The organism is Lysinibacillus composti, assembly GCF_016908465.1.
GTDB lineage: Bacteria > Bacillota > Bacilli > Bacillales_A > Planococcaceae > Ureibacillus > Ureibacillus composti_A.
On record NZ_JAFBDY010000006.1, the window covers coordinates 55,523 to 68,113 of the forward strand.

10 protein-coding genes are annotated in these 12,591 nt (G+C 36.2%); all 10 read right to left on the reverse strand.

The window, feature by feature from the left end; all coding sequences use genetic code 11:
- Positions 1-20 precede the first annotated feature (20 nt).
- The 10 genes from JOD29_RS08515 to JOD29_RS08560 all read right to left on the reverse strand — a co-directional run bounded on the left by JOD29_RS08515 (position 21) and on the right by JOD29_RS08560 (position 12,273).
- The gene (locus JOD29_RS08515) at positions 21-1,628 is read right to left on the reverse strand and encodes a spore germination protein (protein WP_124764196.1); all 1,608 of its coding nucleotides are present in this window, start codon (positions 1,626-1,628) and stop codon (positions 21-23) included.
- A gap of 144 nt (positions 1,629-1,772) precedes the next feature.
- On the reverse strand, positions 1,773-2,180 hold the full coding sequence (locus JOD29_RS08520; RefSeq protein WP_124764197.1) for a hypothetical protein: 408 nt from the start codon (positions 2,178-2,180) through the stop codon (positions 1,773-1,775).
- A gap of 114 nt (positions 2,181-2,294) precedes the next feature.
- Positions 2,295-3,365, reverse strand: coding sequence for an alpha/beta fold hydrolase (locus JOD29_RS08525; RefSeq protein ID WP_124764198.1), 1,071 nt, complete (start codon positions 3,363-3,365; stop codon positions 2,295-2,297).
- 200 nt (positions 3,366-3,565) lie between these two features.
- Complete coding sequence (locus tag JOD29_RS08530; protein ID WP_124764199.1) at positions 3,566-5,710, reverse strand: ATP-dependent Clp protease ATP-binding subunit; 2,145 nt, start codon at positions 5,708-5,710, stop codon at positions 3,566-3,568.
- A gap of 374 nt (positions 5,711-6,084) precedes the next feature.
- A complete protein-coding gene (locus JOD29_RS08535; RefSeq protein ID WP_124764200.1) occupies positions 6,085-6,594 on the reverse strand; it encodes a YfiT family bacillithiol transferase in 510 nt (169 codons plus the stop codon).
- Positions 6,595-6,696: 102 nt separating this feature from the next.
- Positions 6,697-8,202 carry a succinate CoA transferase gene (locus JOD29_RS08540; RefSeq protein ID WP_124764201.1) on the reverse strand — a complete coding sequence of 502 codons (1,506 nt, stop codon included), beginning with the start codon at positions 8,200-8,202 and terminating at the stop codon, positions 6,697-6,699.
- Positions 8,203-8,503: 301 nt separating this feature from the next.
- A complete protein-coding gene (locus tag JOD29_RS08545; protein WP_124764202.1) occupies positions 8,504-9,064 on the reverse strand; it encodes a dihydrofolate reductase family protein in 561 nt (186 codons plus the stop codon).
- A gap of 201 nt (positions 9,065-9,265) precedes the next feature.
- Complete coding sequence (locus tag JOD29_RS08550) at positions 9,266-10,165, reverse strand: DMT family transporter (protein WP_124764203.1); 900 nt, start codon at positions 10,163-10,165, stop codon at positions 9,266-9,268.
- Between the two features lie 197 nt (positions 10,166-10,362).
- Positions 10,363-11,592, reverse strand: a complete 1,230-nt coding sequence (locus JOD29_RS08555; protein ID WP_124764204.1) for an RtcB family protein — start codon at positions 11,590-11,592, stop codon at positions 10,363-10,365.
- 72 nt (positions 11,593-11,664) lie between these two features.
- Positions 11,665-12,273, reverse strand: coding sequence for a hypothetical protein (locus JOD29_RS08560; RefSeq protein WP_205101648.1), 609 nt, complete (start codon positions 12,271-12,273; stop codon positions 11,665-11,667).
- Positions 12,274-12,591 lie beyond the last annotated feature (318 nt).

Here is a 12,591-nt window from a genome sequence, read left to right on the forward strand (position 1 = left end):
CTAAACCCCTTCTTAGCTTCTTATTTTTTGGGAGGTGATGGTTTAGCAGAAGCAGAATCCTGTTGTCTAACGTTATTTTTCTGACTAATTAAGCGCGGGCGAGTAGACATTTTCCACTTTGGCAACACAATTAGCGTATCCTTTTGATCAGATAAATTAAAAGGTGCCATTGGAGACATATAAGGAACACCAAATGAACGCAAACTGCACAAATGCAGAACAAGGGCAATTAAACCAATTGTAATTCCAAATAAACCAAATGAAGCTGCTAAAGCCATAAATACAAAGCGTAGCATCCTTACTGCAATCGCCATTTCGTAAGATGGTGAAACAAAACTAGAAATAGCAGTGATTGATACAACGATTACCATCATTGCTGAAATAATACCCGCTTCTACTGCGGCGGTTCCAATAACAAATGCCCCTACAATCGACATAGCTGAACCAATTGATCGTGGCATCCTGATCCCTGCTTCTCGCAATATTTCAAAGGTAATTTCCATGATGAGTGCTTCAGCAAATGCTGGAAAAGGTACACCTTCCCGTTGTGCTGCCAAACTTATGAGAAGCGCTGGCGGTAGCATGGATTGATGAAAAGTCGTAATGGCTATAAATAGTGCAGGTGCAAGTAAAGAGATCGCGAATGCGAGATGCCGTAAAAGACGGATAATACTCCCAATTATGCTACGCTCATAATAATCTTCAGCAGATTGAAAATACTGAAAAAATAATGCTGGAACGATTAGCACAAAGGGAGTACCATCCACCAAAATCGCAATGCGCCCTTCAAGAAGAGCCGCTGCCACTACATCTGGACGTTCTGTATTGTAGACGGTGGGAAAAGGAGACAATTGAGAATCCTGAATTAATTCTTCAATATTTCCGCTTTCTAAAATCCCATCAATATTGATTTGATCCAAACGTAAAAGGACTTCTTTCACTATTTTGTCATTTGCAATATTTTTAATATAGACTACGGCAATATTGGTTTTTGTACGTTCTCCAACAACCTTTGACTCCATCCAAAGATTTGGATCTTTAAATTTCCGACGTATCATTGCTGTATTAACCCGCAAGTTTTCTGTAAATCCTTCTCGCGGACCTCTTATAACTGTTTGGGCTTCTGGCTCTGATACCCCTCGTTCAACCCAATGTTTACTAGATATAATTAAACCTTGGTCATAACCATCGATTAAAAAAATGGTGTCTCCAGACAAAAGACTAGTCATCATCTCCTCAAAACTAGTTATATCTTTAATGTCCGCTACTGTTATGACAACTTCCTTCAAGATACTTATCAAATCATGTTCAAGAGTGATTTCTGTCTGTAAATCTTCCTTCTTGAAATCGAACATAAGGGTTTCCATCACAAAGTCTTGTAATGAAGTTGTATCCGTTAATCCATCCGTATAGATTAGGCAAGCTTTAATGGTGCCTTCTTTTCCAATTCGAATTTCACGATAAATAATATCTGAACTTTTTCCAAGAGCTTCTTTTAAAGTTTGTATGTTGTGTTGCAAACTTCTTTTTAATACTTGTTTAGGTTCGGACTCCACCTCTTGGTTACGTGGTGGGGGATTTGTATTATTTGATTTTTTTTCATTCTTTTTCTTAAAAAACCACTTCATCGCTCTCATCTACTTTTTTACTTTTTATGAAATTCATTAAGATATAAGCTAACTAATATTTAACATTAACTACTTATAGGTATTTTTATACTTAGAATGTAATCAATAGTAGATAGGTCACCTATTAAATCCTTTTCCTCAGGGTTATTTTATAAAAGCATTTTTTAGATTTTGAGCATGTTCTTGATCTAATCTGCCATAACCTTGGTCTTCATGATTACTTATTATAGTTGCGCTACCATTGACTTCGAACCAAATTTGATGTTCAACAAGACTTTCTGGCATATTTTCATCAATCGTATAAAATAAAATGGCAATTACATCTTCTCGTCTTGCCATTGATACTTCTGTGTTTGGTTCCCATCTCACATGTTCAAGAGATTTTTTTATGGTCTGTAATGATTCTTGATCAACAATGATTACTTCTTCCTTATTTCCTTCTTTATTCACTTCTTGTACATCAACTCTTGTTAATTGACCTTCTTTTTCCGAACAAGCAGCAAGTAGTATTCCTAAGACCAGAATGTATATGAAACCAATCATTTTTTTCATGGATATACACCTCCATTAACTTAGTCGTTTTGTCCAAATAATTGTTACCAAGTGGGTGGAATTCATCACATTAAAAAAGGCCCTCTTAATGAGAGCCAGTGATAAATCTATATCCTATTCTGAAATAGTTTCCGCTACCTTGATTGCCAGAAGTTCGTTCAAATATTCATCGATTTGATTATGGTAATCTGTACCTTCTGCTCCAAAGAGACCGAAATGCCCGCAGATACTTTTAATAACTTTTAGTTCGCTGTTGGGAATTAGCTCTTGCTCTGCTTTACAGTCTCTTACTGGGAAAAACATATCCTCATCAATTGGCATCACAAACACCTTTGCTTTAATTCGGCCAAGCGCTTCTTCAAGATTTCCACCTGTATTTCGACTAACATCGCCTCGTTGCCACTTCCACCCCATTGTCAGCAATGCATTTGGGTCAAAACTTTGGAATAACGGCTGTAGGAATCCTTCTGTGAATTCTTCAACGGTCTCTAACCCGAATAGTTTCCATTTTTCTTGTTTATAAAATTCTGTACTCAACCCAAGCACAGACCAAATATCCGCATGTCTTTTTAACCCTTCTGCCACTTCAAGGTGCGACGAATAGTTTCCACCATTCCAACCTGGGTCAGATGTAATCGCATCTATTAAGGTCTTCGTAAATAAGAAATCATGTACTGTATTTTTCGCAGTACCCGCAATCGGTGCAGCACGTTTTACCATATCTGGATAACGAACGGCCCATTCATAGGTTTGTTGCGCACCCATAGAACCACCTACAACTAAAGCAATTTCTTCGATTCCAAACTTTTCCGTAATGAATTGATGTTGAGCTCTAACATCATCGCCGATTCGTACATTTGGGAAGTTTGCCATGGCAATCGGTTCTGGACTATTATGAGGGGAACTTGACACACCATTCCCAATCTGATTAATGACAATAATAAAGTATTGGTCGGGATTTAACGCTCTGTCTACCCCAATATAGGCTTCATAATCTTTACTCGTCCCAGAAAACCAAGTAGGAACAACTATGACATTATCTTTTGCACTGTTTAACTTACCGTGTGTTCGATATGCCAGTTTCAAATCAGGAATGATTCCGCCATCTTCTAACTCAAAATCTCCTAAATGATAAAATTCATATGGTCCTACATTTTCCTGTGAATAAAAGTCGTTCTTTACCAATTCTATTCCACCCTTCAATTCTTCATCTTAATCCAGGTGACTGATTGAAAAATACGTTTCTATGTTCATGATAGTTTTCTAGAAACAACATGTCCATGACTATTACTGTCGAAATCTATTAAATAGTTAATATATTTTTTTCGTAAAAAAAACGAAGCCATGTTTTTATGGCTTCGCTAATTCACATTATTTTCAGTAGTTTATTCAGCTGTAACTTTTAATTCACCGTTTTCCAAAATAACGTTTATACGTTTCACATCAGGTTGATCCAGGATAAAATCAGTTATTTTATCTTCTAGTTGTTCTTGAATTACTCGTCTTAACGGACGTGCCCCAAAGGCAGGATGGTAGCCGAGCTCTGCAAGTTTATCCTTTGCTTCTTTTGTAATAGTCAACTCCATATTTTGTTCTTTTAATGTTTCGTTTAGTTCGTCAATCAGTAAGTCAACGATCGTTAAAATATGTTGTTGATCAAGTGAGTTAAATTCAATAATGCTGTCAAAGCGGTTTAAGAATTCAGGTTTAAAGAATCCACCCAATGAGTCAAGAATATTTGCTTCTTCCACTGCATCTGTTGTGCCAAATCCAACACGAACAGGTTTAACACCGACTCCCGCGTTACTTGTCATGATGATCACAGTGTCCTTGAAGCTTACGACTCTTCCTTGACTGTCTGTTAAACGACCATCTTCTAAAATTTGTAGGAACATGTGCTGCACATCTGGGTGTGCTTTTTCAATTTCATCTAATAATATGATGCTATAAGGATTTCTGCGTACCTTTTCTGTTAGTTGCCCTGCTTCATCGTGACCAACATACCCAGGAGGTGAACCAATTAGTTTTGAGACACTGTGTTTTTCCATATATTCACTCATGTCGAGACGTATCATGGAATCTTTCGTACCAAAGAGCTCTTCCGCTAATGTTTTCGTTAATTCTGTTTTACCAACCCCAGTCGGTCCAACGAATAGGAACGAGCCAATTGGACGGTTTTTCGCTTTTAAACCTGCACGGCTACGGCGAATCGCTTTTGTCACTTTTTGCACTGCTTTTTTCTGCCCAATCACTTTTTTACTCAAGTTTTCTTCTAGTTGTTTCATCTTAAGTTGTTCATCTTGCTGCAGTTTTCCAACAGGTATGTTTGTTTTCTGTTCGATCATTTCCTGAATATGTTGAACTGTAACTGTTGGTCTTTCTGAACTATTCTCTTTATTTAAGGCTTTTTCAAGTTTCGCTTCCTCATCACGTAACTGCGCAGCCTTTTCATAATGTTCATTTTTAAGTGCTTCTTCCATCTCTGTAGCAATTTCTTTTAATCGAGCTTCCATTTTTTCATTGCTTTGGTCATCAATTGTTAAATTTAATTTCGAACCGACTTCATCTAATAAATCAATCGCTTTATCTGGTAAGAAGCGATCTTGGATATAGCGTTGTGATAAAGTGACACAAGCTTGAATCGCTTCATCGGAATAAATGACGCCGTGATAATCCTCGTATTTTTTCTGAATTCCTTTTAAAATTTGAATGGCAGCTTCTGTTGACGGTTCATCTACTTGTACTGGTTGGAAACGGCGTTCTAATGCAGAATCCTTTTCAATTTGGCGGTATTCTTTTAATGTTGTTGCGCCGACCACTTGTAACTCACCACGAGCAAGAGCAGGTTTTAAAATATTCCCCGCATCCATTGAACCTTCCGCAGAACCTGCACCAATAAGTAAATGAATTTCATCAATAAATAGAATAATATTTTTGCGTTTTTGCAAGTCTTCAATTAATTGCTTCATTCGTTCCTCGAATTGGCCACGGATGCCAGTATTCGCAACAAGAGATGCAACATCTAGTAAATAAACTTCTTTATTACGGAGTTTTCCTGGAACATCACCCTCTGCAATTTTTAGGGCAAGACCTTCCACAACTGCAGTTTTACCAACACCAGGTTCTCCTATTAAAACAGGATTATTTTTGTTTCTTCTATTTAATATTTCAATGACACGCTTAATTTCTTCATCACGTCCAATGACTGGGTCAATCAATCCAGCTTTAGCCATGTGCGTTAAGTTTCGTCCAAACTGATCAATGAAGCCACCATGTCCATCTTTTCCATCACTATTTGATGTTACTTGACTATCTTGAGCTGGGAATGGATTAAAGTTATTTTGATTCATAAATAAACTGTCAAACGGGAAGTTGTGGAAAGGATTCATATTCATAGCGTTACCTTTCCCTAAGGCTTGCTGTTGTTTTAAATAGCAATCATGACACAATTTCATTTCTTTTCGTTGCCCGTTAACATTTAAATATAATTGAACATTTGCTTGATTTTGATTACATTTTTGACAAAGCATATAAAATTACCTCCTACTTTGACTTTGACTTTGACTTTATTTGACCTTGTGACTTTATTATACTTTGACCTTTTTTGACTTTCAAGTATTTGGTTTATAGAAATTGTTTCTATAATAGGAAAAAGCTCGACTCCAATTGACTAAAACAGCTTTGGCAAGATCGTTTTACACCAAGTAAGAAGTATAATCAAAATAATGGCTAAAAGAGATAAGCTTTCAATTTGAATTTCCCTTTTGGAATTTATACAGCTTTTGGAATTACTCCTTCTATACAAAATAAAAAATTGGCTTATCGAAATTTGATAAGCCAATTCATTACGCGTATTTATGTTTTTTACAAGCTCGCTAAATGTGGTGGGACAAGGAACCTGTCCCTATTGTCCCAAGGCGATTTTAATATGGGCTAAGTGATGCTCTGCGTGCCATGCTAATTTTGCGAGTTTGGATGCTACTGTTATTTGACCATTCACCTGGTGAATAAATGTACGTTCTAATTGCTCTTCTGTTAGACTTTGACCTAATGACACGATCCGTTCATTTATTCCTTCTAACATTTTTATAGAAGGTTCTACAGGAAGCTTTGTATCTGGTTGAATAGCCCACTTTTCTTCATCAAAAACTGCTACTGTTGGGTTGTCATCTGTTAATGCCAACTTCAAACGTTGATACATGTTCAATTGTGAATCCGCAATATGGTGAACTAGTTGGCGAACTGTCCAGCTACCATCGCGATATGTTCTGCTCAATTCCTCATCACTTAATGCATCAACCGTTTCTCTTAATCGAATTGTGTATGTTTCAATGTCCTTTAGCCATGCTTGAACTTTCTCTAAAGTTACGTTTTCAGGAACTTGTAGTTGTCCAATTGGGTATCTTACATCCATTTTCAATCCCCTTTTCCCCTAATTAATGTACGAATTATCCCAGTAATTTACTTTAAGAGTTAATCTTATTAAATATAGTTTACTAATTAAATTTTATACTTGTTATTCATCAAATAACATTGTGCCTTTTTCTTTTAAGTTTTTATGGAAAGAGAATGCTTTTTCAAGAATGTGTGGTGTATGTCCGCCCACTGTTTCTTTTGCTTCTTCAAAATATGCACGTAATTGTTGTCTGTACTTAGGATGTGCGATTTCAATTAGCTTTTCTGCTCTCTTCACTGGTGGAAGTCCGCGCAAATCGGCATATCCTTGCTCTGTTACGATCACATCTACATCGTGTTCTGTATGGTCAATATGCGATACAAAAGGAACAATTGCTGAAATTGCGCCGTTTTTCGCTAAGGAAGGTGTTACAAAGATTGTAATTTTCGCGTTTCGTGCAAAATCTCCCGAGCCACCAATTCCATTCATCACTTTTGTTCCACTCACGTGCGTTGAATTGACGTTTCCGTATATATCAACTTCAAGTGCTGTGTTGAATGAAATAACACCTAAACGGCGGATTACTTCTGGATGGTTCGAAATTTCTTGAGGTCTGAACATAATTTTCCCTTTGTATTTCTCTAAATCTTCAGCAAGGGACTCTACACGTTTCTTAGATAGTGAGAATGCTGTACCCACTGCAAATTTAACAACACCCGCATCTATAAGATCAAAAACACCATCTTGTAATACTTCAGAAGCTACTTCGATATCTTTAAATTGAGAAGTTTTCATACCATTAAGAACAGCATTTGCAACCGATCCTACTCCAGATTGTAATGGAGCTAACGAATTTGGTAGTCTTCCTTCTTTAACTTCATTAGCGAAAAACTCTAATAAGTTATCGGCAATTTGCTGTGTTTCTTCGTTTGGCTCAAATAATGGTGAGGGAATATCAGGCTGTTCTGATAAAACAATTCCTTTTACTTTTGCTGAATCTACTTTAATTCCAATTTCACCGATACGGTCCCCTACGCTATAGATTGGAATTTCTCTACGCTCGCCTTGTTCTTTCAGTACATAGATATCATGTAGACCTTCGTACGCGCTAGGTGCTGTCGTGTTAATTTCGATGATAACGTTTTCAGCTTTTTCTACAAAAATCGGTGAGTTTCCTACAGAACCGGTTGGAATAATATAACCATCTTCAGTGATAGCAGCCGCTTCGATAATAGCATAATCAATTTTTCCTAATGTCCCTTTTCTTACTTCTTCAGCTGTATGGGATAAATGCTGATCAATGTAGAAGAGTTCACCGGCATTTATTTTTTTACGCATAACGGCATTACCTTGATAAGGAACACGTAAATTAATGATCCCTGCTTCAGCCATTGATTGGTCTGCAGTTGGCCCTAATGAAGCTCCTGTATAAAGGTTTATTTTGAAATTTTCTTTTTCTCCGCGCTTAGAAAGAGCAAGTGGAAATTCTTTTGGCTCTCCGAAAAGTGTAAAGCCACTCATTCCGAGGTTCATCCCGTTTTCAATCCATGATGCTGCTTCCTCAGCCGAAACTACTTTGTCTAAAAACGCTTCATTTCTGATAAATTGACTTAAATCTTTACCCATTAACAATCACCCCATATTAGTATTGTAGCTTGGTTTTACTTAATCAATTAAAAGCATAGACATTATTGGAGTTAATAATGCTAACCATTAACTCCACATTACCATAAATTGTCTTATCTACATTGTAAAGGAAGTTCCGACTGTTCGTCTATTACATCGTATCTATGATAATGATAGAAAAAATCTATGATACAAGAATATTATTGAGATATAGCTAAGTGAGCCTGATTTTTTTAGGCCTAGTACTAATTTTATCACTAGACGTACCAGGTTATGAGTTCTGCTAATTTCGACTTGAGCTCTATTTATGATAGATTAGTTGCACCACACCAGAGGAGAACGTGTTTGTTTCAACTAATTTTAAATCTAGCCTCTGTTTTATATCACGAAACAACGGCTTTCCTTCTCCCAACACTACAGGGTGAACAGATAATCTAAATTCATCAACAAGACCAAAATTAATAAAATCGGTAATAAGACTTGCTCCGCCATATAACCAAATGTCTTTACCAGGTTTATGCTTTAATTGATTTACCACTTCAAATATATGATCATTGATGAAAGTTGCTTTATCATCATTCCCTTTCAGAGTCCTAGAAAACACATATTTCTCTTTACTATGGATTTGCTCCCAAATTTCTTTTTCAACATCAGGGTCATTTTCTTCGGGAGTAAATTGCCCCCATAAATCATAGCTTTTTCTTCCATAAAAAATAGCATCTATTTGATTTAGGAAGCGATGAAACCCCATATCTGGGTCCATGATACACCAATCTACTTCTCCATTCTTCCCCTCAATAAAGCCATCTAACGTAATGGCTAAATCTAAGATTATTCTTCTTTGTGTTTGATTATTTGGCATGATTTCCCTCCCTAGATTTTTCTACCTTTTCATCAAGTAGTTCAACAGTTATTATGGTGATTTAAATAAAAATAAGCGCTCATCCTAACAGGAAAGCGCTCAACATTGGAATAAAGGATACCATATTCTCTTATATTAGGCTATAATTTCTATCGCTTAAAGTATTAGGCTGTTATATGAGGTGGGACAATCAACCTGTCCCTACTGTCCCACAATTACTGTTTTGGAAGTTTTTATGTTGAAATTCCCAGACAAGTAAAGGCCGAATAAAACTAGTATTGTTCCTGTGACAGCGAATTCAGTAATAGGTTCTCCTAGCAATATTATGCCTAGTATATATCCTGCAACAGGATTTAATAACAACCAATTGTTTGCTATAATAGCGTCTTTCTTAAGTAAGTAAAACCAAAGACTTAAATTAAAAATAGATAATGCAAACACTGACCAAAGTAAATATCCTATAACATTGGAATCAAAGGTAATTGGTTGGCCAGCTTCTAATAAAAGTGTAGGAATTACTAAAATCACTGCTCCAATAACTGTCTGCCACGCATTAATGACAATGGATGGTAGCTGTAAATCCATTTTCTTATAAATTAGACTCCCTAAAGCCATTGATATAATCGCACCAGTTAAAAGTAAAATACCACTGATAGAAGCATGACTACCTACTAATGACGGATAAGAAGCAATGAATAGCCCTAGGAAACAGATAACCATCCCTCCCCATTCCTTTAGTCGAATGGTTTGTCCTAAAAACATAAAGGCAAAAAGTGCAAATAATAGAGAATTCACAGGTACAAAAAGATTAAAAATACCTGAAGAAACGGTCTTCAATGCCACTAAACCAAATCCTAAAAAAAAGGTAGTGTTTAATAAGCCTAACCAAAATAATGTTCCAAATTCCTTTTTATTCGGCATTCTATATTTTCCTTTTTGAAATATGTAAATATAGATCAGAAGCAAAGCTCCAGCAATCAAAATACGTAGAGTAGCAAGTGTTAGTGGTGGAGCAGACTGAAGCCCAAATTTCATTGCAACAGCTCCAGAAGCATATAAAACTGTAAATAATAGTCCTAACATCAAACCTTTCGAGCCCATAAAGTTGTATCCCCTTTGACTTAAGATACTCTTATTATTGCAAAAGCGAATCTATTAATCTATCACTTTATAGAATTTTCTGTAAATAAAGGCAACTATTATTCATTACGTCCCGTTGATCAATAAAAAAGCCCTCGTTTCTTAAAAAGACGAGAGCATAAAGTGAAACTTCATTCAGATCTGATACGGCCTTACAGCTATGATTTTTTATATCTCCCCGGTATATACTTTTCGCTAGCTTTAAAGTTATAAACGGGTTTAATGAAGCAAGCAATCTCAGATGTTTCTTCGATTTTTTCCAAGATCTCATTCATAGGTTTGTAGGCCATTGGGGCTTCATCAAGTGTTGCTTCTGAAACGGATGTCGTCCAGATTCCCTCCATCGTTTTATGGAAGTCTTCCATGCTTAACGATTTTATGGCTTTTGTACGACTTAATATTCGGCCTGCTCCGTGGGGTGCTGAATAATTCCAATCTTCATTTCCTTTACCCACAGCTAATATAGAACCATCTCGCATATTCATCGGAATAATGAGGCGTTCTCCTTTTTGCGCAGAAACGGCCCCTTTGCGTAAAATTAAGTTCTCTGTATCAATATAATTATGGACGGTATCGAAGCGGTCCAACTCATCAAACCCCATATTTTCTGTAATCGCACGAGCAATTTCTTCACGGTTTGCTTTTGCAAAGGCTTGGGCTAATTTCATGTCATGCATATAATCCTGGAAGTTCTCACCTTCCAAATACGCTAAATCAGGTGGAATTACTGGATTTTTATCTTTAAAGCTTTGAATGGCAGTTTGGATTTCTTTTTCTCGTCCCGAAAGCTTTAATTGTTCAATCATTTCATTAAGATCTTGTTGGCGAATATTGGAGATTGCTACTTTTTGATAGTAATTTGCAATCTTTGCCCCAACATATCGGCTGCCTGTATGAATCGTTAAATAATGGTGGCCTTCGGAATCAACAGATACTTCTATAAAATGATTCCCCCCTCCTAAAGTACCTAAGCTATAAAGGCTTTTATCCTGAGTTAATATGTGTTTTGCTTTAAACTCTTGTACAGATGGAAATTCTGTATTAATCAATCTTACTGTCTCATCTGAATGCAGCTCTTGCCCGCTTGGGACGTATGTTCGAATAACGTGATCAAGCCTATTAAAGTCAACTTTCTTATTTTGAAGCTTTACAGTTAAAACACCGCATCCAACATCAACACCCACAAGGTTAGGAACCACTTTATCTTTTAACTGGATGGTCGTTCCGATCACACAGCCTTTTCCAGCATGATAGTCTGGCATAATACGAATCTTTGTATCCTTTAAAAATGCTTGATTACAAAGCTCTTGTATTTGCTCGAGTGCCGTTTCCTGTGGGTAATTTGAAAAGACCTTTGCTTCAGTTTGCGTTCCTGTAACTGAAATCACTAACTTCCCCTCCTCAAAAGCACATTACCAATAGGCTACCATTTACTGTATATTGTTACAATACATGATCGCCTAAAGTACCCTTTCATTTCCGTTAGCATGAATTTTCACTTTTACTCCATAAGACGTACCACTATATATTGCATTGTGAATTGATGTGGTATCAATGGTTTCTTCTATAATAAATGTTCTACTTTCTTTTGGAGCAAGCGAAATTGTATGCACACCGTTTATATTCATTAACGATTCCATCAAATAATCATCAGCTCCATATAGAACTTCGTGAAAAGTTACTTCAAAAGTCAATTGTTCGTTACTATGATTAATAAAATAAACCTCACACTTTCCTTGTAAGAACGCATCATCTATTTCATCTCTTGTAAATTCACATTTTGTTTGTTTTTCATCATAGGATATTGCATAAATTCCAGACGCAAATGATTCTTGATATAAATTAATCACGAATCTAGGTATAAATGAAAAGGCAATGATGACTATAATGACAGCAATAAATTGATGTGAATTTAACGCCCTAACCATGCAGACCATACAAAATAATAAGAGGACAACACTAACTACGCCTACTTGATTGATACTTCCTGCAATTTTTATTGGAATATTAAAAATTGACATCGTCATATCCGCGTAAGAATTATTTGGAAACGGAAAGGTTAAAACCATTGACACAATAAATAAAAATATGGAAATGTACAAATACTTTTTTGATCTAATCAAACTTTCCCTTTGTTTTTTATACATCATTTCACTTCTTCCTCCAGATGACTGTAAAAATTTGCTTACTTACTTTACGTAAACTGGAATCTAAAGTTTCAAGTAATTGGAAGAATTTAAATAGTTGGGAGATATCTTTTTAAATTGGGGTCATTTGTCACAAAAAGGGACGATAACTTCACATATTAGGATGATTTCGTCACAAATAAGGGCGATAACTTCACATATTAGGATGATTTCGTCACAAATAAGGGCGATAACTTCACA